15 protein-coding genes are annotated in these 24,194 nt (G+C 50.9%); 11 read left to right on the top strand and 4 right to left on the bottom strand.

Going from position 1 to position 24,194, the window contains the following annotated elements; genetic code table 11:
* Position 1: 1 nt before the first annotated feature.
* On the bottom strand, positions 2–895 hold the full coding sequence (locus Q0577_RS03755) for a PfkB family carbohydrate kinase (protein ID WP_298732948.1): 894 nt from the start codon (positions 893–895) through the stop codon (positions 2–4).
* Positions 896–1,015: 120 nt separating this feature from the next.
* On the opposite strand from Q0577_RS03755, the gene Q0577_RS03750 reads away from it, so the two are divergent.
* The 3 genes from Q0577_RS03750 (at position 1,016) to Q0577_RS03740 (ending at position 6,054) form a co-directional block, all read left to right on the top strand.
* Complete coding sequence (locus tag Q0577_RS03750) at positions 1,016–3,400, top strand: CehA/McbA family metallohydrolase (protein WP_298732947.1); 2,385 nt, start codon at positions 1,016–1,018, stop codon at positions 3,398–3,400.
* Positions 3,401–3,471: 71 nt separating this feature from the next.
* Positions 3,472–4,380, top strand: coding sequence for an SMP-30/gluconolactonase/LRE family protein (locus Q0577_RS03745; RefSeq protein WP_298732946.1), 909 nt, complete (start codon positions 3,472–3,474; stop codon positions 4,378–4,380).
* On the top strand, positions 4,381–6,054 hold the full coding sequence (locus tag Q0577_RS03740; RefSeq protein WP_298732944.1) for a hypothetical protein: 1,674 nt from the start codon (positions 4,381–4,383) through the stop codon (positions 6,052–6,054).
* Between the two features lie 172 nt (positions 6,055–6,226).
* Here the strand turns inward: Q0577_RS03740 and Q0577_RS03735 are convergent, their stop codons facing one another.
* Entirely contained in the window at positions 6,227–6,997 is a 771-nt protein-coding gene (locus Q0577_RS03735) for a DeoR/GlpR family DNA-binding transcription regulator (protein ID WP_366883809.1), read from the bottom strand.
* 353 nt (positions 6,998–7,350) lie between these two features.
* Between Q0577_RS03735 and Q0577_RS03730 the strand changes: the two genes are divergently transcribed.
* The 7 genes from Q0577_RS03730 to pafA all read left to right on the top strand — a co-directional run bounded on the left by Q0577_RS03730 (position 7,351) and on the right by pafA (position 19,051).
* On the top strand, positions 7,351–8,955 hold the full coding sequence (locus Q0577_RS03730; RefSeq protein ID WP_298732942.1) for a glycerol-3-phosphate dehydrogenase/oxidase: 1,605 nt from the start codon (positions 7,351–7,353) through the stop codon (positions 8,953–8,955).
* A gap of 43 nt (positions 8,956–8,998) precedes the next feature.
* Positions 8,999–10,501: a glycerol kinase GlpK gene (gene glpK / locus Q0577_RS03725; RefSeq protein ID WP_298732940.1), complete on the top strand. Its 1,503-nt coding sequence runs from the start codon at positions 8,999–9,001 to the stop codon at positions 10,499–10,501.
* Positions 10,502–10,541: 40 nt separating this feature from the next.
* A complete protein-coding gene (locus tag Q0577_RS03720) occupies positions 10,542–11,270 on the top strand; it encodes an MIP/aquaporin family protein (RefSeq protein WP_298732938.1) in 729 nt (242 codons plus the stop codon).
* Positions 11,271–11,475: 205 nt separating this feature from the next.
* Complete coding sequence (locus Q0577_RS03715) at positions 11,476–12,408, top strand: glycerophosphodiester phosphodiesterase family protein (RefSeq protein ID WP_298732936.1); 933 nt, start codon at positions 11,476–11,478, stop codon at positions 12,406–12,408.
* Between the two features lie 173 nt (positions 12,409–12,581).
* The gene (locus Q0577_RS03710) at positions 12,582–15,635 is read left to right on the top strand and encodes a TonB-dependent receptor (protein WP_298732934.1); all 3,054 of its coding nucleotides are present in this window, start codon (positions 12,582–12,584) and stop codon (positions 15,633–15,635) included.
* Between the two features lie 20 nt (positions 15,636–15,655).
* Positions 15,656–17,233 carry a RagB/SusD family nutrient uptake outer membrane protein gene (locus Q0577_RS03705; RefSeq protein WP_298732932.1) on the top strand — a complete coding sequence of 526 codons (1,578 nt, stop codon included), beginning with the start codon at positions 15,656–15,658 and terminating at the stop codon, positions 17,231–17,233.
* 153 nt (positions 17,234–17,386) lie between these two features.
* Positions 17,387–19,051, top strand: a complete 1,665-nt coding sequence (gene pafA / locus Q0577_RS03700; protein WP_298732930.1) for an alkaline phosphatase PafA — start codon at positions 17,387–17,389, stop codon at positions 19,049–19,051.
* Between the two features lie 67 nt (positions 19,052–19,118).
* On the opposite strand, the gene Q0577_RS03695 is transcribed toward pafA, so the two are convergent.
* Positions 19,119–20,543 (bottom strand): MATE family efflux transporter, encoded by a 1,425-nt coding sequence (locus Q0577_RS03695; protein WP_298732928.1) that lies wholly within the window; start codon positions 20,541–20,543, stop codon positions 19,119–19,121.
* Positions 20,544–20,708: 165 nt separating this feature from the next.
* On the bottom strand, positions 20,709–21,137 hold the full coding sequence (locus Q0577_RS03690; protein ID WP_298732926.1) for a VOC family protein: 429 nt from the start codon (positions 21,135–21,137) through the stop codon (positions 20,709–20,711).
* Between the two features lie 358 nt (positions 21,138–21,495).
* On the opposite strand from Q0577_RS03690, the gene Q0577_RS03685 reads away from it, so the two are divergent.
* Complete coding sequence (locus tag Q0577_RS03685; protein WP_298732924.1) at positions 21,496–24,183, top strand: alpha-L-rhamnosidase; 2,688 nt, start codon at positions 21,496–21,498, stop codon at positions 24,181–24,183.
* Positions 24,184–24,194: the final 11 nt, after the last annotated feature.

Here is a 24,194-nt window from a genome sequence, read left to right as displayed (position 1 = left end):
ATCACTGCGGGATCACCATCTGCTTTTCTGTATTGGCCAGCAGGCTCAGTACATCTTCACGGGTACCGGTAAAGGGACCGGAAGACTGTATCTTAAGGGTGGCCATTGCAGCGGCAAATTCGCCTGCATCCTGTAAGGAAGCGCCTTGTATACGTTGATACAGGAACCCGGCCATATAGGTATCGCCACAACCGGTGGCGTCTATTACAGCGGCGGGTACATATGCGGGGATGTTATAGAAATTGCGGCCGTTGTAGATTACAGAGCCCATGCTGCCCAGGGTGATCACCACTTCTTTCACGCCCCATTCATACAGCACCTGTGCACCTTTGCGAACATCTTTAAAACCAGTCAGCACTTCCATTTCAGACTCATTGGCCTTCAGGGTCTGGATGTATTGTAAACCTTCTTTCTTGGCCTGCCAGTCGATGGGGATCACCTGTTTGTTTTCCACCTTGCGCAGATACCCCTGCACATCCAGTGACACTTTGCCTTTGGCGGCAAGGGCCCTGATCAGCTCTACGGGAATATCATCAGCCAGCAGCGGCCCCAGGTGAAAGATACGGGCATTGATATTTAACAGCTGCTCCACGGTAAAGGGGTCAGCTTTCTGTAACACTCTTTGTGTACGGTGGTCCTGGTTCTCTGAATAAATATTCTCAAAGTAAACCGTGTGCACGCTGGGTAATACCTCCACCTCAATGCCTTTGCCTCTCAGCTCCTCTACTATATGCAGTTCGCTTTCGGCCAGCGCAGTTACCAGCGCATATTTAACATGCATGTTGCGGATGGCGTTAGAGAAGTAGAAAGAAGTGCCGCCCGCCATATGCACCACAGATTTTGTAGTAACAACCTTGTCAAGTGTGATATGCCCAATACAACAGATATCGTACATGTGCTTGCAATAAATGATAACAAATAAGTAACAAAAGTAGCTAATAAGTCAGGATTTTTGGTACATTTTCGCCACTTTCGCTGTAAATCCCGCTGTTTACCCATATAAATCCGACCTAAAGTGAGACCTATTCTGCATATACTGTTTTGTCTGTTGCCGGTCATATTTACCTGCCAGGCACAGGTGCTGCACGCGCAGCAGCCGGAGCTCATTGCCCATGTGGAACCGCAGCCGTTACTGGCACAGGCCCTGCGACTGGATGAAGCCCTTACTTTCCTGGGCAGCGCGCTTTCCGTGACTGACAGCAAACGCCTGCAGGCCCTGCGGCAGGCTGCCTTAACGCCAGCCATCGCCGATAGCATACAACAGATACTGGACCCTTACTGCCTGGCTACAGTCCACATAAATCCCGAGGCAAGGGTAAAGGTAAGCAGGGGCCCGGCTACAGCCAGGCTGATACAGGGCGGGTGGACCAGCTTCCTGGTAAAGGTCCGCAATGAAGCAGGGGTTACTGCACAGCTGAGAGCTGCCAGCCCGCAGGCACTCCACGCCCTGCACATTTCCACTTATTCGCCCCGTATGCTGCCAAAGAACAAACTCTCCCCCGGCGATATACAGGGCCGCTTCCTTGAAATGCAGTTATACCATAACCCGCCACTGTTGCAGCACCTGTCGGGCCTGGGACTGGAATATGCCGTTATACAGATCTACAGCAAAGATGCCGGTAAACGTGAGGCACAGCTTGGCTTTGATATAGGCCAGGGCACACAGGATATTGGTTTCCGCAATGCCATCCCCGTACTGTTCCATATTGCCCCCTCCGTAAAAGTAATATTACGTGTACAGGATGAAGATGGTTCGCCCGTAATGGGCGCCTTTACCATAACAGATGGAATTGATCGCATCAGCCGGGATAGCCTTCATGCACCCGATTATCGTTTAACCCTTGCCGCTAGTGAGTACCAGGTACCTTCTGCTGCGCTGACAGGCATCTATCCGCTACCCTCGCGACGCGTAGCGGCAACAGACGAATACCCGGATTTCTATTTCCAGCCACAGGTGTACCGGGCAGATGGAGAACATGTACAGCTTCCTCCCGGCAAATACAAGGTTGTTTTTACCAGGGGGCCTGAATACATACCCCAGACACAAATGCTGGAAGTGAAAGGAGGACAATCCACCATGACGGCCAGCTTCCGCCTGCAGCGCTGGATCAACATGGCCGCCCTGGGATGGTACAGCGCGGACCACCACATACATGCCGCCGGTTGCAGTCATTATGAAAGCCCGGAAGAAGGTGTACGCCCGCCTGATATGTGGCGGCAGATCATTGGCGAAGATCTCCGCATCGGCGCCGTACTGGCCTGGGGGCCAGGCTGGTACCACCAGAAAGAATATTTCACGGGCAATGCTGATACACTATCTACCGCAAAAAATATCATGCGCTATGATGTAGAAGTATCCGGTTTTCCTTCTTCCCACGCAGGACACCTGGTACTATTGCGGCTGAAGGAAGATGATTATCCCGGTACCAGTAGCATTGAAGACTGGCCGAGCTGGACAAAGCCTGTACTGCAGTGGGCCAGATCGCAGCAGGCGGTGACGGGCTATGCACACTCCGGCTGGGGACTGGAACCAACACAACCCGCCAAAGGATTGCCCAATCATGTGCTGCCCAAAATGGATGGCATCGGCGCCAATGAATATGTAGTAACGGTAACGGAAGGACTGGTAGACTTTTACAGCGCCGGCGATACGCCAGCCCCCTGGGAGCTGAATATGTGGTACCATACGCTGAATTGCGGGTTCAGAACAAGGCTCAGCGGCGAAACGGATTTTCCCTGCATTTTTGATGAACGTGTAGGCATTGCCCGCAGTTATTTCAAGCCGGATGGCCCTTTGAACTACGATGCGTATATCACGGCGATCAAAAAAGGAAGATGCTATGTATCTGACGGTTACTCGCACCTCATTGATTTTAAGGTAAACGGACTGGAAGCTGGTACAGCCAATAGCGAACTATCTTTACAGCGGCCACAAACGGTGAAAGTTACTGCAAAAGCAGCGGCCTTTCTGCCGCCCGTGCAGGATGAGAAAGGCAGCCAGATAGCCGCCAGGCCATTGACAGAACAACCCTACTGGCACATTGAACGGGCGCGCATCGGCAACTCCAGGAAGGTGAATGTAGAATTACTGATCAATGGCATTCCGGTAGATACCGCGCAAATCACTGCAGACGGTCAGCTACATGATATTAGCTTCTCTGCTTCCATGCAGCAGTCCGGCTGGGCCGCACTCCGGATATTCCCCAGCGCCCATACCAACCCGTTGTTCATCATTGTAGACGGCAAACCGGTGCATGTAAAACAGAGTGCCGAATGGTGCCGCCAGGCAGTAGTGCAATGCTGGAAAATGAAGCAGGATAATATACGGCCCGCAGAGCGCGAAGCAGCACAGGCGGCCTATGAGCAGGCACGCAAGGTTTATGAAAATATGCTGCGTTAAAGAATTATATTTGTGAGAATAGCCATGCCATGTTTATACCACGTTGTTGCAAGTACTTAAAAAACAGTTCCATGAGCAAACATCTCCGCACCGGACTTGTACTGATCTTACCATTGCTGACTGCCTTCAGGGGCAACGGCCAGCAGCTGGACTCCATTCCTGTAGTAGCCCCCGGCGCCACGGTACAGCAGGTATCTTCACAATTTAAATTCACGGAAGGACCGGCAGTTAACAAGCGCGGCGATATCTATTTCACTGATCAGCCCAATGACCGTATATGGAAGTATGATACGCAGGGAAAACTATCTCTCTTCATGGAGAAAACTGGTCGTTCCAACGGCTTGTATTTCGATGCCAAAGGCAATATTATTTCCTGTGCAGATAATAAGAATGAACTGTGGGCCATCAGTCCGGCTAAGAAAGTAACCGTACTGCTGGGTAAATACCAGGGCCGTTTGCTGAACGGGCCCAACGATCTCTGGATAGATGCCAAAGGCGGCATCTATTTTACCGATCCCTATTATCAGCGGGATTACTGGGAACGTAAGCAGCCCGAAATTGAAGGACAAAAAGTATACTACCTGGCCAGGGGCGCCAAAGAGCCGGTGGTAGTAGAAGACCAGCTGGAACAACCTAACGGCATCGTGGGTACGCCGGATGGTAAATATCTGTATGTTGCCGATATCCATGCCGACAAAACCTATAAATACAGGATCAATGAAGACGGCAGCTTAACAGACAAACAACTGTTCGTTTCCAAAGGCTCTGATGGTATGACCCTGGACAGTGAAGGCAACCTCTACCTGACCGGCAAAGGCGTCACCATCATCGATCCTGCCGGTAATAAGATCGGCAATATTCCCGTTTCTCCCCGCTGGACCGCCAACGTATGCTTTGGCGGTAAAGACCGTCAAACTTTATTCATCACCGCATCAGAATCAGTATATACCTTACGCATGAAGGTAAAAGGAGTAGAGTAAATGAATCGCAGACACTTTATTAAGACGACAGGCATCTCATTGGGAGCATTCCTGTTAAGTGATCATTTGCCGGCTTTCACCGGCCGTCAAATGCAGTTGATCAACCTGCCGGACGAAGTGAACGCTGTTGTTAATGATCAGGCCATAACGTTAACTGGGATAGGAAAAAAGAGCTGGACGCACGACAACCTGAAAGTGAGCTTACAACCGGGCGACAAAGGCATCCTGGTTGAAATAGAAGCTCCGCAGGTAAGCCTTACCTCTGTCAGCCTGCACTGGAAGAAACCAGGCGCGCCATCTTCCCTTGTATTGAATGACCACTGGGAACGTACCTATGGCGATGTATCCTGGCACAAACCTAATGCACAGGAAATACTGCCCTGGTACTTCATGGAATACAACGGCATAAATACCAGCGGCTTTGGCGTAAAAACCGGCGCCGGGGCTTTCTGCTCCTGGCAGCTGAACGACAGTCACCTGGTCCTTACGCTGGACACCCGTTCCGGCGGCCAGGGCGTAGTATTAGGTAACAGGAAACTGAAGGCCGCTGAGATCGTCACTATTAAAAGCAACACCGGCGAATCTGCTTTTGCCACCACACGCCGCTTCACCGGCATGATGTGCGATCATCCGCGTACGCCGAGGCAACCGGTTTATGGCATTAACGACTGGTATTTCAGCTATGGCAAAAATTCAGAACAACTGATCGTACAACATACGGAGCTGCTGGCCCCAATGGCAGCGGGACTGTCTAACCGGCCCTTCTCTGTAGTGGACGCCGGCTGGTACCAGGGACCGCCTGATTCCCCGGATGATGCAGGCTGGGGCGATCGCATGGATCTCGTAAATGCACGTTTTGGCGATATGCACCGCATGGCGGAAAAGATCAGACAGGCAGGTATGCGTCCGGGCATCTGGACACGTCCGCTTTGCGGCAGTTATAAAGATTCCAAATCGCTGATGATGCCGCTGATACAAGGACGGTCAGCAAACAGGCCGGTGCTTGATCCCACCATACCGGAAAACCTGGAACGTGTAAAACACTATTTTAAGCTGTATAATGAGTGGGGATATGAAATGGTGAAGTTCGACTTTACATCCTACGATATCTTTGGAAGATGGGGTTTTGAAATGATAAAAGCCGGCGCTATGACAGCACCCGGGTGGCGCATGCACGATAATACCCATACCAATGCCGAGATCATTGCCCACCTTTACCAGGTAATCCGCGAAGCAGCGGGCGATACCTACATCATTGGCTGTAATACCATCAGCCATCTTTCTGCCGGCGTATTTGAGCTATGCCGTATAGGCGACGATACTTCCGGCAATGAATGGGCCCGCACCCGCAAGATGGGCGTTAATACCGTGGCCTTCCGCGGTCTGCAGCAAGGCACTTTCTACGGAGCGGACGGCGATTGTGTAGGGTTGACCACCAGCATTCCCTGGGAAAAGAATAAACAGTGGATGGAGCTGGTGGCAAAAAGCGGCACGCCCCTTTTCATATCTGCACAGCCGGAGGCTACCGGCGTTGCGCAGAAAGCTTTTATCAAGGAGTGCTTTCACTGGGCTTCGCAACCATTACCGGTGGGCGAACCACTGGATTGGATGGAACATCCTTTTCCCCGGAAATGGAAACTGGACGGCGAGGTTGTGCAGTTCAACTGGGATTAAGATCTTTTTTATAAAAGGCCGGAGCAGATCACTGCCCCGGCCTTTTTTTGTTGAAGGCTGCTTACAATATCACTTCAGCGGTGGTGATATTTCCCGGAAGATCAATTGCATATATCAGCAACTTCCCTTCTGCAAGGAAAAGCCGGTTAAAATATCATTAAAGAGACGCTATTTACACAATCGTCACCTTAATCCCCATCTCTTCCATCATCTTTACCGTATGGTCCGATATACCCCTGTCCGTTATTACCTCGTCTATATCTTCCATTCCGCAGATCCTGCCAAATCCGCGTTTGCCGAACTTACTGGAGTCTGCCAGCACAATGGTCTTTTGTACGGTAGCGATCATCTTCTGGTTCAGGTGAGCTTCCATGATGTTGGTAGTGGTAAGGCCGAAATCAACATCAATCCCATCTACCCCCAGGAATAATTTGCTGCAGGAAAAATCCTGGAGGATCTTCTCTGCATAGGGCCCTGTAACGGATGATGAGCTGTTGCGCAGCAGTCCACCCAGCTGTATCACTTCTATCTCCGGATGTCGGAGCAGTTCCATCGCCACGTTGAGCGCGGCGGTGATCACAGTAAGGTGCCCCTTGGGATGGATACACCTGGCCAGGGCCAACACAGAAGTACCGGAGGCAATGATGATGGCATCGTTGGGCGCGATCAGGGCAGCGGCCGCCTGGCCGATATTATGCTTTTCATCCCGGCGTATCTTTTCTTTTTCATTAACGGGCTTATCGTTTGTATAGGGGTTGTTGAGCGTGGCGCCGCCATGCGAACGGAACAGCAGAGATCTGTCTTCCAGCAGCTTCAGGTCTTTGCGGATGGTTACGCCGGAAACATCCAGCTCTTTACAGAGGTCTACCACGCTGATGTAGCCCTTTTCCTGCAGCTTATCAAGGATAAACTTATGACGTTCAGCTATATTGATCATAGACATATGTCCTAAAATTAATGTATTGCCGCCTGTTCGCAAGAGAATTTTACAGGTACTCAGTCTTCATTCCTCTTCGAAACCCATAATTATCACTTTCAATAATGAATTTTGGCCCTTAAATGTAGGACAAAAAGAAAATAATTCGAAATCATAAGAAATATACTAAACCGATCTGTTTTCATAAACCGTTCATAATTAATAATTAATTAATCTTCCCTCCTGGCTTTTCCCATTTAAACAAAATATTTTTGCTTTTTCATATTATTTTATATTTTGGTTTCAATTTATTGGCTTTACTTTTACAATGTGATTCAAGTAAAACATAATGAAAGTATTCAAAAGCCGTAAGAAATAAAATGAACAGAAGCGCATTTATAGAACAAATAGCCGGATTACCGGATAAACCCTGGGATCTTGTCATTATAGGGGGTGGCGCCACCGGTCTTGGAATAGCCATGGACGCCGCTACCCGTGGATATAAAACCTTACTGTTGGAACAGGCAGATTTTGCCAAAGGCACCTCCAGCCGCAGCACCAAACTGGTGCACGGCGGCGTACGCTACCTTGCGCAGGGAGATGTTGCACTGGTAAGAGAAGCACTGTATGAAAGAGGCCTGCTGCTGGCCAACGCGCCGCACCTGGCCCATAACCAGGATTTCATTATCCCGCAATATAACTGGTGGCAGGGTCCCTTCTATACCATCGGTTTAAAACTATATGACCTCCTTTCCGGTAAACTGAGTTTGGGGCGCTCGCGGCACATCGGCAGGAATGAAGTGCTGGAAAAACTGCCTACCATCCGCCGCAGCGGACTAAAAGGCGGTATTGTTTATCATGATGGACAATTTGATGATTCCCGCCTGGCGGTGAACATTGCACAAACGGCCGCAGAGAATGGCGCCGTACTGCTGAACTATATGAAAGTGACCGGACTGGAAAAACAGGCCGACGGGCGCATCAACGGCGTAAAGGCGAAAGACCTGGAAACCGGCCGCGTGTATTCTCTCCCGGCGAAAGTAGTGATCAATGCCACCGGGGTTTTTGTAGATGAGATCCTGCAGCTGGACAACCCGGGCGCACGCCCCATGGTAAAACCCAGCCAGGGAGTGCATGTAGTGCTGGACCGTTCCTTTCTGCAGAGCGACACCGCCATTATGATCCCGAAAACAGACGACGGGCGCGTATTGTTTGCCGTACCCTGGCACAATAAAGTATTACTCGGCACCACTGATACACCATTGAACGAGCATAGCATGGAGCCGGTAGCACTGGAAGCAGAGATAGACTTCATCCTGAGAACAGCTACCAAATACCTCTCCCGCCCTCCTGCCCGCAATGATGTGCTCAGCGTGTTTGCAGGCCTGCGTCCACTTGCAGCACCGCAAAAAGAAACCGGCAGCACAAAGGAAATATCCCGCAGCCATAAAATATTGGTGGCGCCTTCCCGCCTCATTACGATTACCGGCGGTAAATGGACCACCTTCCGGAAGATGGCGGAAGACACCGTGAATGAAGCCATCCGCACCGGTAACCTTACTGCTGCCCCCTGCCGTACCAAAGAACTACACATACATGGCTATGTTTCTCATACCGCCTTTGCTGCGCCGCTGAATGTTTACGGCAGCGATGCGCCTAAGCTGCAGGCTATGACCACCCTGCAGCCGGAACTGGGACAAACGCTTCACCCGCGCCTGCCTTACATTAAAGCACAGGTAATATGGGCCGTACGGCATGAAATGGCCCGCACCGTGGAAGATGTGCTGGCAAGACGGCTCCGCGCCCTCTTCCTCGACGCAAAGGCTGCCATTGAAATGGCGCCGCAGGTAGCGGCACTGATGGCGGCTGAACTACGGCTGGACAGCAAATGGCAGCAGGAACAGGTTAACGCTTTTACAACCATGGCACAGCATTACCTGTTACAACCTGTTGATACAAAAGAACATCATAAGGCTACTGCCTGACCACGTATTATTTACTGCTGATCATTAATTATTAGTATTCCCGATGAAAAACACGAACAAATACATCATGGCACTTGACCAGGGCACTACCAGCTCAAGGGCCATACTATTTGACAAAGCAGGCGCTATTGTAGCAGTGGCGCAGAAAGAATTCACCCAGATCTTTCCACAGCCGGGATGGGTGGAACATGACCCGGCAGAAATATGGAGCAGCCAAATCGGCGTTGCCACAGAAGCCATTGCCAAAGCCGGGCTGGAAGGCGGGCATATTGCGGCCATCGGCATTACCAATCAACGTGAAACAACGATCGTATGGGACCGTGAAACCGGTAAACCTGTACACAACGCTATTGTATGGCAGGACCGCCGTACCGCAGCCTATTGCGACAGCCTGAAAACCGCCGGTCATGAAAAAATGATCCGGGAAAAAACCGGCCTCGTGATAGACGCTTACTTCTCCGGTACGAAAGTGAAATGGATCCTCGATAATGTTTCCGGCGCAAGAGAACGCGCACAGCAGGGTAAACTGGCCTTCGGCACCGTAGATGCCTGGCTGATATGGAACCTGACCCATGGTGCGGTACATGTTACCGATATCACCAACGCATCACGTACCATGCTCTTTAATATCCATACCCAGCAGTGGGACAATGATCTGCTGCAGCTGCTGGATATCCCCGCTGCTATGCTGCCGGCGGTGAAAGAGTCCAGCGAAGTGGTGGGAGAAACATTCCCAGGTGTATTTGCCGCACAGATACCCATTGCGGGCATTGCAGGCGATCAGCATGCGGCCCTGTTCGGTCAAATGTGCACTGCTCCAGGTATGGTAAAGAATACCTATGGCACCGGCTGTTTCATGCTGATGAACATTGGCAGCAAGCCTATCATCAGCCAGAACAACCTGCTGACCACCGTGGCCTGGAAAGTGAATGGACAGGTACAGTATGCATTGGAAGGCAGCATCTTCATTGCCGGCGCGATTGTGCAATGGCTGCGCGACGGACTGGGTATCATCCGCTCTTCTTCAGAAGTGGAAGCACTGGCCGCCAACACCACGGCAAATGAAGGCGTATACCTGGTACCCGCATTTGCAGGTTTGGGTGCACCGCACTGGGAACAGCATGCACGCGGCACCCTCGTTGGCATGACACGCGGCACCACCGCTGCCCACATTGCCCGCGCTGCGCTGGAAAGCATTGCCTACCAAACCATGGAAGTATTAAAAGCGATGGAAGCAGACGCCAACATCAGCATCAAAGAACTGCGGGTAGACGGTGGCGCTACCGGCAATAACCTGCTGATGCAATTCCAGGCAGACATACTGCATACCAAGGTAGTAAGGCCCCGCATTACAGAAACTACTGCCATGGGGGCGGCTTACCTGGCGGGACTGGCCGTAGGCTACTGGAAAGACCTGGAAGAGATTGCCAGCCAGTGGCAGGTTGATAAATGTTTCATTCCCGATGGCGATCAGAACAACCGCGAAGAATGGATCAGCGGCTGGAACAAAGCGGTGAAAGCCGCCAAAAGCTGGGCGTTGAACTAATAACTAACAATAACGACTAAACCAAAATCAATCCATCATCATGCATCCCTTTCTGGCGGAATTTCTGGGCACTGCACTGCTGCTGTTACTGGGTAACGGCGTAGTGGCCAATGTAGTGCTCCATAAAACAAAAGGTAACAGCAGCGGTTGGATAGTGATCACTACCGGCTGGGCCCTGGCGGTATTTGTAGGCGTGGTGCTGGCTGGCCCGTACAGCGGCGCACACCTGAATCCGGCCGTGACCATCACGCTTGCCATTGCCGGTAAGTTTGCATGGAGCCAGGTGCCGCTGTTCATCACCGCGCAAATGCTGGGCGCTATGGCTGGCGCACTGGCCGTATGGCTGAACTATAAAGACCACCTGGATGAAACAACTGACACCGGGCTGCAACGCGCCGTGTTCTGTACGGAACCGGCTATACGCAGAGCCGGCAGGAACTTCATCTGCGAGCTCACCGGCACCTTTGTATTGATGATCACCATTTTTTATTTCACCAATGCAGAATTAGGGCAGGATAAAACACCGATCGGTTTAGGCTCGCTGGGCGCACTGCCCGTGGCCTTACTGGTATGGTCTATCGGTCTTTCCCTGGGCGGCACTACAGGGTACGCCATTAACCCCGCAAGGGATATGGGCCCCCGCATTATGCACGCCCTGCTGCCCATCAGGGGAAAGCAGGGAAGCGACTGGGCCTATGCATGGGTACCCGTTGCAGGACCGCTGGCGGGTGGCGCACTGGCAGCTGTTTTATATATGTTCATTAAATAAGGAAGCATACCATTTAACCTATAGCTGTATTGTCAGCGCATACACCAAACCAGCCAAAGCCTCCGGGGATGCTGAATCCCTGGAGGTCTGGCTGGCAGCTTTAAAAAGGATCGGGGATCAAAGGGACGAAAAACTGTAGCAAATAGATTGTAGCAGACAGACTGTAGCGCATTGTACATCGCATTAAACAAATAAAGGTCAATAAATGAAAAAGCGAAGCTTTTCCCTGGTGGCATTAGCCATCGGGATAGCAGGCAGCATATTCGTTGCCTGTAATTCCACACGTCATGGCGCCGGTACCAATGATGGACTACCGGAAGTTTACAAGGTAGGACATCGCGGCACAAGGGGACTGATGCCGGAGAACACCATCCCTGCCATGATCAAGGGCCTGGAAACAGGCGCCAACACCATCGAGTTTGACGTACATATCACGAAAGACAAACAGGTGGTAGTGTACCACGACGCCCATTTTACGCCCTCCTACACCACCATGCCAGACGGCAGCGACATTCCCGCAGCAGACAGGAACAAGTACACTTTTTACCAGATGGACTATGCCAACATACGGCAGTTCATCGTCGGTGAAAAGCCTTATCCCGCCTACCCGGAACAGCAGCGTATGCGCTCGTATGCGCCTACCCTGTCTGAAATGATCGACTCCGTAGAGGCGTACACGAAAGCGCATCAGCTTCCGCCGGCGTACTATCTGCTGGAGATCAAATCTTCAGAAAAAACAGATGGTACAGAACAGCCAGCGCCCGAAGAATATATGCGCATACTGATGGGGGTTAAAGAATTACAGCCACTGGGCAACAGGCTGCTGATACAGTCCTTCGACATGCGGCCCTTGCAGGTGCTGCATCGCACTCATCCGCACATTAAACTGGGTTTTCTCACAAGCGATAAAAAGACAAGCTTTGAACAACACCTGGAACAGCTGGGCTTTACTCCGTTCTTCTACAACCCGGAATACCACATGGTAACACCGGAGCTGGTGAACAAATGTCATGCAAAGCAAATCAAGATTGTTCCATGGACGGTACAGGACCCTGCTGAAATGAAAAAGCTTCGGTCAATGGGAGTTGATGGTATTATCACCGACTATCCCAACAGGCTGCAACAAGCGGGACTATGAAAGGTTTGAAGTTCAAGGTTTGATGTTTGAGGTTGGTTGAATGTTATAAGTTCAGTACAACTATCCGGAATGGATATGCGTCATCAACGTTCAACCTTTAACCCACCTCAAACATCAAACTTCAAACGTCAAACCACTTAATTCAACTTTCAACCTTCAAATCTTAAACGTTTATGAAACTGTACAAAAGATCCCTCGCATCATGCCGAAGCGCTTTGGTGCTGCTCATGGGGATCCTCTGCATCTCCACTTTATCCCTGCAGGCACAGGACCTGCCTATTACCGGAAAAGTCAGCGCCGCCAACGGTACGCCCCTTCCAGGCGTAAGCGTACAGGTGGCCGGCACCTCGCGTGGTACCGCCACCAGCACAGACGGCAGCTTTAAACTGAACGCTGCTGCGGGCACTACACTGAAATTCACGTTTGTAGGCTATCTGCCTAAAGAAATTAAAGTAAGCAATTCCACACCACTGAACGTAACGCTGGAAGAAGACGTGCAGAAGCTGAACGATGTAGTGGTAGTTGGTTACGGCACACAGAAAAAAGCAACGCTGACAGGCGCTGTTACCACGGTAAATATGGTGGACAAAGACGGGCAGCCGCTCACCAACGTGAGTAACGCCCTGGCAGGAACACCAGGCATCTTTGCCAACCTTGGCAACAGTCAGCCGGGTGTAGACAGAAGCACCATCCGCATCAGGGGTATCGGCACGCTTAACAACGCCAACCCGCTGGTACTGGTAGACGGTATTGAATATTCCATGGACGAACTGAACCCAAATGATATTGAAACGGTAACTGTTCTCAAAGACGCTGCCGCCGCCATCTATGGATCACGGGCCGCCAACGGCGTAATACTGGTAACCACCAAAAAAGGCCGCGGTACCGCTAAAGTAAATTACAGCTACTACTATGGTCAGCAGAAAGCCACCTACCTGCCCGATGTGATCGACGATCCGATTGCTTATATGAAACTCAAAAACCAGGCCCTTGCCAATGAAGGTAAAGCCCCGGATTATTCTGACGCTGAAATAGCTGAATACGAAAAAGGCATGCTGACAGACCGCATCACTTACCCCGCTAACAACTGGTACGATATTGCGCTGAAGAATGGCGTGATACAGAAACACGACCTCAGTGTGGCTGCCAGCACAGATAAATACCAGTATCGCTTTTCACTGGGCTACCTGGACAGGAACGGTATCCTCTTTGGGCCCGGCAACCATGAGAAGAAATATTCATTGGGTCTCAACGCCAGCGCCAATGTAAATGAAAGGTTGAAAGTAGGCGTTACCATGGATGGTTATTACCGCAACTATACCGTGCCCTTCTACGATGCTATCTGGCAGTATCTTTCCAGGACCCTGCCCATTTTGACAGACACGCTGGCAGACGGCCGCTATGGTAACTCCTGGCTGAGAACCCCTGGCCGCAATAACTGGGAAAACCCGCGTATGCTGGCTTATAACGGCTTGCAGACAAAAGTGGTACAGCGCTTCCTGGCTACTGTTTTTGCAGAATACAAACTGCCTTTTGACATCACCTATAATATCAAGTTCGGTGTTGACAAGTACGATGGTATGCTTACCGGCTTCACTCCGCGCATGCAGACCTTCAACCCGAAAACAGGGGCGGCTATCAACTGGAACAGTCCGGCTACCGCACCCAGGGCCACTAAAGAGGACTTCAACAACCTGAACATCCACTTTTACAACACCCTGAACTGGCAACACCAGTTTGCCGGGAAACATAACCTGGCCCTGATGGTGGGCGCTGCCTACGATAATTTCGAGACAGACGAATGGGCCACCAGCATGTATGGCTACCTGGACGGAACACTGGATGCCTTTGATGCAGGCACTACCTGGAACGCCACTTCCGGTAATATGATCAGTGACAGGCTACAATCTTACTTTGGTCGTTTGAACTATGACTACGATGGTAAATACCTCTTTGAGTTCGCGTTCCGTTCGGACGGTTCTTCTAAATTCGGAAGGGGTTACCGCTGGGGCTTTTTCCCTTCTGCATTTGCGGGCTGGCGTATAGATAAGGAGAACTTCTTCAAATCCAGGTTCATCGATCAGCTGAAACTGCGCGCTTCTGTGGGCCAGATGGGCAACCAGGCCGTAGATCCTTACAGCTATGAGTCTGCGGTAAGGTTAGGCCAGGAGTATAGCTTCGGCGGTGTACTGAATTCCGGCGCTGCGGTGTTAGACTATACTGATCCGAGTATCCGCTGGGAAAAAACCACTGCTTACAATGGCGGTATCGATATCAACCTGTGGGATAACCGTATAGGCATTACGCTGGACGCCTACAAACGTCATACTACCGACATTCTTCGCCCGGTGAACATTGCAGCACAGGTAGGTAATCTTGGAGGCCCCAAGAAAAACATCGGCACGGTAGATAATACCGGTGTGGAGCTCACCCTGCAGTATCGCAACAATATTGGCCAGTTTGACTATGGCTTCAGTGGCAACGTGTCCTATAACAAGAACGAAGTAAAAGACCTCAACGGAGAGATCATCTACGGTTCCGGCACCATCACTAAAGAAGGCCTTACCATGGGATCTTTCTATGTGCTGGAGGCAGAGGGCATTTTCCAGACAGAGGATGAAGTAGCCCGTAGCGCCAAACAAAGCGTGAACACCAAACCTGGTTACATCAAGTTCCGCGACGTGAATGGCGATGGTATTATCAATGGCGACGACCGTGTGATAGTAGACGCTTCTCCGCAAATGCCCAAATTCACTTATGGTTTTGGTCTGAACTTCGGTTACAAAGGCATCTCACTGAACGCCTCCTTCCAGGGCATTTCGGGCGTAAAAGTGCTGCCCACCGCTAACCTGGCCTATCCCTTCAACAACGGCGCAAACGCTACCTGGGAATGGGCTACAGAAGCCTGGACACCGGATAATCCTAACGCCAAACTGCCGATCGTAACTACCAGCACCGGTTCTATTGATAACTTCCAGCGCTCTACCTTCTGGATAAGAGATAACTCATACCTGCGTATGAAGAACATCCAGCTGGCTTACGCACTGCCTGAACGCTGGCTGTCTAAAGTGAAGATCAGTAAAGTGTCACTGTTCGTAAACGGTCAGAACCTGTGGACCATCTCCAAGTACAAAGACTTTGACCCGGAAGCGATCCTGAACCAGACCACCCTGTACTCTTACCCTATGCTGAAAACATACAGCGGAGGCCTGAACGTAACTTTCTAAACAGCTAAACAATGACAAACATGAAAAAGATATATCTCCTGATTACCTGCGCCGGTCTGCTGGCCGCAGGTTGTAACACCAGCCTGCTGGATGTTCAACCGCACGACAGGTATACCGAAAGCACCTTCTGGGCTACACCGGAAGCCGCCAATGCTGCATTGGTAGGCTGCTACTCCATACTGCGCAACGACGGTGTATTTGGCGGCAAGAATTCCAACGGTGGCTCTGCCACCGCCATCTGGGACGAAACACTCTCTCCCAACGCCTATAACTACAGCAACTCCTACAGCTTTAATACAGTGGCATCGGGCCAGCACAACTCCAGCACCGGCGGCGTTATCACGGGCCGCTTTGGCGACTGCTACGGCGGTATTGGCCGCTGCAACACCTTCCTGGCAAAAGTAGACGAAGTGCCTAACATGGATCCTGAAGTAGTGACCCGCATGAAGGGAGAAGCTACTTTCCTGCGTGCGCTCTACTATTTCATCCTGCAGAACTACTACGGAGCCGTACCGCTGATACTGGACCCTCCCGATAATGAAACACAGGGTAACCTGCCCCGTACGCCCCGTGCCGAGGTAGTGGCGCAGATCCTGAAAGACCTGGACGATGCAGCCGGCATGTTGCCTGCTTCCTACTCCGGCACCAACAAGGGCAGGGCAACCAAAGGCGCTGCCATGGCACTGAAAGCAAGGGTGCTGCTGTATGAGGCAAGCCCGCTGCTGAACACCGCCAACGACGTTAACAAGTGGAAGGCTGCCGCAGATGCCGCCAAAGCAGTTATGGACCTGGGTACTTACTCCCTTTTCAATGACTACCGCGCATTATTCCTGCAGGCCAATGAAGGCAGCAAGGAATCCATCTTTGACGTGCAGTACCTCTTTCCTAACCAGGGCAGCTCTTTTGACCTGATCTGCACCCAGTACAATACCAATGCACCGTTGCTGGAGTTTGCACAATCATACTATATGAAGAACGGCCTTCCCATTACAGACCCGGCTTCAGGTTATAATGCGGCTGATCCGTATGCTGACCGCGATCCGCGCCTGTATGCCACTTTCACCTATCCCGGTGATGTGTACAGGGGTAAAAAAATAGATTCCACCCGCTTTGCCATTACCGGTTATGGTATGAAGAAGTACAGCATCTATGACAGCATTGTTCCGCCTGCTGATAAATCAGATCTGAAGGATGGCCAGTCAGACATCAACTTTATGGTGCTGCGCTATGCCGACATCCTCCTCATGTATGCAGAAGCACAGAACGAATTTGCAGGTCCTGACGCTACGGTATATGCCGCACTGGATGCGATCCGCGACCGTGTAAAAATGCCGCATATTGCACAGGGGCTCACCAAAGAGCAGCTGAGAGCAGAGATACGCCACGAAAGGCGTATAGAGCTGGCCGGTGAAGGATTATACTATAACGATGTACGCCGCTGGAAAACAGCTGAAACGGTGCTCAACACCAATATCTACAGCTGGAGTGGCAGATATCTTGAGAAGAGAAGTTTCAACCCGGCAAGGGATTACTGGTGGCCCATTCCATTGGGAGAAAGGGATCTAAACCCCGCACTGGAACAAAATCCGCTGTATTAATGTAAAAGTTTGAGTGCATAAAATTTGAACGTTTGAGCGTTTAAAAGTTTGAAAGTTTGAGCGTTTAGCGTAAGTTAACATTTCGTCGGGAAGCAAACTTTTAAACACTCAAACATTCAGACTTTTAAACGCTCAGACATTTAAACGATTATTATGTACGGAACCAAAACGCTTTCAACACTGCTGCTTGCAGGCGCCTTCGCCGCATTACAGCATAGTCCTGCAGAAGCACAGGCGCCTGTTAAAGCACAGGTAAAAGACGAACCCAAACTGGTAGTAGGCATTGTAGTAGACCAGATGCGATGGGATTATTTATACCGTTATTACGACCGCTATGAGGCCGGCGGCTTCAAGCGCATGCTGGGCGAAGGCTTTTCCTGCGAAAATACTTTCATCAGCCATCTGCCCTCCTTTACTGCGGTAGGCCATAGCACGGTATACACCGGCTCGGTACCTGCCATACATGGCATCACGGGTAATGACTGGATTGATCAGCAGACAGGCCGCTCCTGGTATTGCACGGAAGATACGGTAGTAAAATCTGTTGGCTCATCTTCCAAAGCGGGTCAGATGTCGCCACGTAACCTGCTCGCCTCTACCATTACGGACGAGCTGCGGCTCGCCACTAATTTCCGCTCCAAGGTGGTAGGAGTATCACTGAAAGACCGCGCCTCCATTCTGCCGGCAGGACACATGCCCAGCGGCGCATTCTGGTTTGACGATGCCAATGCCAGCTTTATTACCAGCACTTACTATATGCAGGAGCTGCCCGAGTGGGTAAAGCGCTTTAACGACCGTAAAGAACCGGCCCAGCTGATGTCTAAGCCATGGGAAACATTATATCCCATCAATACCTATATACAAAGCACTGCCGATCAGGCCAGCTGGGAAGGTAACTTCACCGGTGAAACCGGCACCACTTTCCCGCATAACATACCGGCTATCTATGCAAAAGATCCGGGTAGCCTGCGCTCCACGCCTTCCGGCAATACCCTTACACTGGATTTTGCCAAAGCGGCCGTGGAAGGTTATAACCTGGGTACCGGCCCCGTTACTGATTTCCTGACCATCAACTGTGCTTCAACAGACTATGTGGGCCATAAATTCGGTCCTAATTCCATAGAAGTAGAAGATACTTACCTGCGGCTGGATAAAGACCTGGCGGCCTTCTTCCGCTTCCTGGACCAGCGCGTGGGCAAAGGCAAATACCTGGTATTCCTGACAGCGGATCATGGCGCTGCCCATTCCGCAGGCTTCATGCAGGAGCATAATGTACCCGCCGGCTTTGTAAAAGACAAGCCGATGCTGGCTTCACTGGATAGCCTGCTGAATGTACGCTTTGGGGTAAAGGGACTGGTACGCTCAGGTACCAACTACCATGTAAATTATGACATAGCTAAGCTGGACGTTGCCAAGCTGGATTATGATGCGATCAAGAAAGAAACAGTGAAATTCCTGCAGCGCCAGCCCGGTATACAGTTCGCAGCGGATGTGGACAATATAGGCAGCAGCCCCCTGCCGGAACCTATCAAAAGCATGGTGATCAACGGTTATAATCCGAAACGCACGGGCTCCGTGATAATCATCCCTGAGCCAGGCTGGTACCAGGGTTTTGAGAAAGGTACCACGCATGGCAACTGGAACGCTTATGATGTACATATTCCGCTGGTGTTTATGGGCTGGCACGTAAAACACGGCGCCAGCAATAAAACAGTGCATATGACAGACATTGCGCCTACCATTGCCGCCATGCTGCATATACAAATGCCTAACGGCTGTGTGGGCAAACCGGTAACGGAAATTACAGAAAGGCCTTAACCTTCAATCTTGTTACACTATACAAAAAAAAAGAGGGCTTCGTCTGAAGCCCTCTTACTGTTTATGACTAGATCATCACTTTCTTCCATTTCCCTCTTTTGAACAACACAAACGCTGCAATACTGATAGCGGTTTCTGCCACCGGTACCGCAATAAAGACGCCCAGGGGACCCATTTGCAGGTACCTCGCCAGCAGGTAGGCCAGCGGTATCTGGAACAGCCAGAAACCAACAAAATTGATCCAGGTAGGCGTCCAGGTATCACCTGCCCCGTTAAAGGCATTGATCGTTACCATACCAATGCCATAGAACACGTAACCGGCGCTCATGATCCGCAGGGCCCTTACGGCAATGGCCTTTACGTCAGGGTCCTGGGTGAAGAAGGAGATAAAGAACTCAGCACCGAAAAGGAACAGCATCGTTACCAGCAACATAAAGATCACGTTGTATTTAGCAGTCTTCAATACTGATTCTTCTGCCCTTTCAGGTTGTTTGGCCCCCAGGTTCTGCCCCACCAGTGTAGCGGCAGCATTGCTCAGTCCCCAGGCCGGCAGGATAAAGAAGATAAGCAGGCGCACGGCCGTCTGGTAACCGGCAGAACCATGGTCGCCACCGGTTTCTGCCACCAGCTTGGCCAGGAAGATCCAGCTGCAGGATGCAATGATGAACTGGAAAGTACCGGGAGATGCGATCTTCACTACTGACCTGATGATAGACCAGTCTATCTTCAGGTGACGGGCCCTGATCCTGACCTGGCTCTTACCTTTAAACAGGTGATAAAGCTGGTACAGCACACCTATACCGCGGCCGGTTGTAGTGGCCATGGCAGCGCCGGTAAGCCCGAAGGCAGGGATCGGCCCCAGGCCCCTGATAAACAAAGGGCACAGGATGATGTTGCAGATGTTGGCCAGCCACAGGCTTTTCATCGCCATGGATGCATTACCTGCACCGCGGAAGATACCGTTGATCATAAACAGGAGCATGATCACCAGGCTACCGCCCATCATCAACCGGGTATAACTGGCGCCTTGCTGTACAGTAGTTTCTTCTGCGCCCATCAGTCGCAGGATATCGGCGGCAAAAACGGCGCCCAGTACGCTGATAACGATGGTTACAAAAATGGATAACCAGATGGCCTGCATACCGGCGTAAGCAGCGGCATCGGGATTCTTTTCGCCTACACGACGGGCTACCAGTGCGGTAGCGGCCATACTGATACCAATGGCCAGGGAATAGACGATGGTGATAACAGATTCTGTCAGGCCCACGGTTTGTATGGCATGACTGCTATCCGGCAGATGCCCTACGAAGTAGAGGTCCACTACTGCAAATACTGATTCCATACACATTTCGAGGATCATAGGAATTGCCAGCGTGAATACGGCCCTTCGCAGGCTGCCGGAAGTGTAATCCATATCTTCTCCCTTCAGCGATTGTTTGATCAGCGAAAAGTAATAAGATACCTTGTTCGTAGTCATTGACTGTTGCGGCATAAGTAAATGGTCTTTTAAATAATATATAATAGAATGAACGGACTTGTTGTTGGGTGTCGGGGGACATACACGTAATATGGTATAATCACCCGGCAACAGAACGGGTTGTTGCGGGACAGTATGCTACAGGTGCTGCAGTTATCTGAAGCTGGTCAGGCCATTGTCTTATTTCGGTTGCTCTAACTGGTAGTTAACCATCCACTGAACACCGTATTTATCCTTCACCATACCAAAGAAAGCGCCCCAGAAAGTCTTGTCCATAGGCACGATCACTTCTCCGCCGCTGGAAAGACCGTTAAAAAATTGAGCGGCCTGTTCCTCGCTGTCGGGAGATACGGCGATGCTGAAATTATTACCGGCATTGAATGGCCCATATCCATCCGGCTGATCGCTTCCCATCAGTATCGTGTTTGTTCCGATAGGCAATGCCACATGCATGATCAGGTTGGCTTCTGATTCGCTGCAGCTTTGCTCTGAAGGCATTTCACCAAAACGGGACTTCATTGCAAATTCTCCGCCGAACACAGACTTGTAGAACTCAAAAGCTTCTTCGCAATTACCCTTGAATGTTAAATATGGATTGATTGAGGCCATGGTGGTAAGATTTTGAATGTTTAGTGAAACGATATGACTGGGAGCGGTGTTACATGGAGGATGCAAATATAAGAAAACGCAAATAACTGCATACACTTCCTTTTAACATGATAAGCAGAAAATCAGTAAACCAGGTTGCCTGTATCTGCTTACCTGTTGCCGGTTCACCCTTTCATTACTGCAAATGTAAGTGGATGCTTTTGGTTCGCCGGGTTGCAATTACGACATTGTGAGGGGGCGCTTGCGACAACAAATGCTGTCAGCAGGACACTATGGGTTGCAGGGTACCCGCATTTTGGTTATTTTGATGCCCCTTAAACCGGAACACAAATATTCAACAGATAGTCAACAAATTAGCATGAAAAGGCGCCATACACATTTTCTTAACTGCATCTGCTGCATAGCTGGTCTATTCTTTCTGCTCCCCGATACCTACAGCCAGGGCAGTTGCGTCCCTGCCGGATTACAATGCGAATACCTGCCAGACCCTGTAGGCATTGATGCGGCCCGGCCACGCTTTAGCTGGCGCCTGGAAGATGAACGCCCGGCCGCAACGCAATCGGCTTACCAGCTTTTTGTATCCACAGACCCGCAGGCAGTAGAACAGGGAAATGTGTGGACCTCCCCCCGCATCAGCGGCAATACCCGCCTGGCCGTGTACGCAGGCAGGGCCTTACAGCCCTTTACCCGCTACTACTGGAAGATAGCCGTATGGGATAAGGACGGGAAAAGAAGTCTCAGCCCGCAGCCAGCCAGCTTTGAGACGGGCATGATGGACATGAAGAACTGGAAAGGCGCCTGGATCAGTGATAACAATGATGTAGCGCTAAAACCGGCTCCCCTGTTCAGAAAAGTGTTTGAAACCGGAAAGAAGGTACGGTCTGCCCGCGCTTATATAGCTGTTGCCGGTTTATATGAACTATACCTTAATGGCGAGCGCATTGGCAACCATCGTCTTGATCCTATGTTTACCCGCTTTGACCGCCGCACGCTGTATGTTACTTACGATGTAACGCCGCAGCTGAAAGCCGGTAAGAACGCCATTGGCGTTATGCTGGGCAATGGCTGGTACAACCATCAGTCTACCGCCGTATGGAATTTCCATGAGGCTCCCTGGCGCAACAGGCCGGCCTTCTGCCTGGATCTGCGCATTACGTATGAGGATGGCTCCGTAGAAACGATCAGCTCCGGTAAAGACTGGAAAACATCCCTTGGCCCTGTGATTTTCAACAGTATTTACACTGCAGAACATTACGATGCCCGTAAGGAACAGGCCGGATGGAACACGGTTGCATTCAGCGATACTGCCTGGAAGGAGGTGATCTTCCGCGCGGCTCCTTCCACTAACATCGTAGCGCAGGCTCTCCGCCCTATTGAACTGGCGGAGGAGATCCCTGCAAAAACACTCACCAAGCTTAATGACACCACCTACGTGTTTGACCTGGGCAGGAACATTGCGGGCATTAGCAGTATCAGGGTGAGTGGCCCAGCGGGTACTGTTTTACGCCTGAAGCATGCCGAGCAATTAACGGCAGACGGCCATGCAGACCAATCCAATATTGATGTGCATTACCGCCCCAGGGATGACAAAGATCCTTTCCAGACAGACATCTTCATCCTTAGTGGTAAAGGCCGCGAATCTTTTATGCCGCGCTTTAACTATAAAGGCTTTCAGTATGTGGAGGTTACCAGCAGCCAGCCGGTTGAGCTGACCAGGGAAAGTCTCAGCGGGCATTTCATGCACAGCAATGTGCCGCCGGTGGGCCATATTCATACCTCCAACCCCATGATCAACCAGCTTTGGGAAGCCACCAATAATTCTTATCTCTCAAATCTCTTCGGCTATCCTACTGATTGTCCGCAAAGAGAAAAGAACGGCTGGACCGGCGATGCACATATTGCCATAGAAACAGGGCTTTATAATTTTGATGGCATTACGGTATATGAAAAATGGTTGGCCGACCACCAGGATGAACAACAACCCAACGGCGTATTGCCTTCCATTATACCTACGGGCGGCTGGGGATATGAATGGGGCAACGGCCCTGACTGGACCAGCACCATAGCCATCATTCCCTGGAATATCTACCTCTTTTATGGCGATACCTGCCTGCTGGGCAGGTGTTACAATAACATCAAACGCTACGTAGATCACATTACGGAAATAAGCCCTAACGGGCTCACCACCTGGGGACTGGGCGACTGGGTACCGGTAAGATCTGCCACGCCTGTAGAGCTGACCTCTTCCGTATATTATTTCACGGATGTACGCATCCTTTCCAAAGCAGCAGGTATACTGGGTCATCGTGAAGATCAGCAAAAGTATACCGCCCTCGCTGAAAAGATCAGACAGGCTATCAATACCAAATACCTGGATTCCACTACCGGCATCTATGGCAAAGGCGTGCAAACAGAACTTAGCGTACCATTGTACTGGGGTGTAACACCGGATGCATTAAAGGCAAAGGTGGCTGCTAACCTGGCCCGCCGGGTAGAACAGGACAGCTTCCATCTTGATGTGGGCCTGCTGGGTACCAAAGCCATACTCAATGCACTCAGCGAGAACGGCTATGCAGACGTGGCCTACAAGGTAGCCAGCCAGGAAACCTTTCCTTCCTGGGGATGGTGGATCGTGAACGGCGCTACCACTTTATATGAGAACTGGCCCATTGATGCCAAGTCAGACATCTCCCGCAATCATATTATGTTCGGCGAAATAGGCGCGTGGCTGTACAAGGGTATTGGCGGCATCAGGCCGGATGAAAAAGCCCCGGGCTTTCGTCATATTTTGCTGGAGCCGCATTTTGTGGCTGGGCTTAACAGCTATACATCCTCGCATAAAAGTCCTTACGGCAATATCGTTTCCGCGTGGGAAAGGACAGGCGAAACTATTGTATATACGGTAACAGTACCTGCAGGGGCCACAGCTTCCATCCGATTTAGTATAGCGCAGGGAAAGCAGGTCTATGGACAGGATAAGATGCTAGTAAACAGCAGCAAACCTTTTGAAGTAAGCGCCGGTAAATACCGCTTTGAGATCAGATAATACCCTACCTT

Origin of the sequence: uncultured Chitinophaga sp., from assembly GCF_937898475.1 — a bacterium.
Classification (GTDB): Bacteria; Bacteroidota; Bacteroidia; order Chitinophagales; family Chitinophagaceae; genus Chitinophaga.
This window is presented reverse-complemented; position numbering and strand designations above follow the sequence as displayed.

Excerpts from the sequence above, each read along its gene's own strand:
- Q0577_RS03755 (WP_298732948.1), bottom strand. The coding sequence starts at position 895 with ATGTACGATATCTGTTGTATTGGGCATATCACACTTGACAAGGTTGTT.
- Q0577_RS03745 (WP_298732946.1), top strand. The coding sequence starts at position 3,472 with ATGAGCAAACATCTCCGCACCGGACTTGTACTGATCTTACCATTGCTG.
- Q0577_RS03740 (WP_298732944.1), top strand. The coding sequence starts at position 4,381 with ATGAATCGCAGACACTTTATTAAGACGACAGGCATCTCATTGGGAGCA.
- Q0577_RS03735 (WP_366883809.1), bottom strand. The coding sequence starts at position 6,997 with ATGTCTATGATCAATATAGCTGAACGTCATAAGTTTATCCTTGATAAG.
- Q0577_RS03730 (WP_298732942.1), top strand. The coding sequence starts at position 7,351 with ATGAACAGAAGCGCATTTATAGAACAAATAGCCGGATTACCGGATAAA.
- glpK (WP_298732940.1), top strand. The coding sequence starts at position 8,999 with ATGAAAAACACGAACAAATACATCATGGCACTTGACCAGGGCACTACC.
- Q0577_RS03720 (WP_298732938.1), top strand. The coding sequence starts at position 10,542 with ATGCATCCCTTTCTGGCGGAATTTCTGGGCACTGCACTGCTGCTGTTA.
- Q0577_RS03715 (WP_298732936.1), top strand. The coding sequence starts at position 11,476 with ATGAAAAAGCGAAGCTTTTCCCTGGTGGCATTAGCCATCGGGATAGCA.
- Q0577_RS03710 (WP_298732934.1), top strand. The coding sequence starts at position 12,582 with ATGAAACTGTACAAAAGATCCCTCGCATCATGCCGAAGCGCTTTGGTG.
- Q0577_RS03705 (WP_298732932.1), top strand. The coding sequence starts at position 15,656 with ATGAAAAAGATATATCTCCTGATTACCTGCGCCGGTCTGCTGGCCGCA.
- pafA (WP_298732930.1), top strand. The coding sequence starts at position 17,387 with ATGTACGGAACCAAAACGCTTTCAACACTGCTGCTTGCAGGCGCCTTC.
- Q0577_RS03695 (WP_298732928.1), bottom strand. The coding sequence starts at position 20,543 with ATGCCGCAACAGTCAATGACTACGAACAAGGTATCTTATTACTTTTCG.
- Q0577_RS03690 (WP_298732926.1), bottom strand. The coding sequence starts at position 21,137 with ATGGCCTCAATCAATCCATATTTAACATTCAAGGGTAATTGCGAAGAA.
- Q0577_RS03685 (WP_298732924.1), top strand. The coding sequence starts at position 21,496 with ATGAAAAGGCGCCATACACATTTTCTTAACTGCATCTGCTGCATAGCT.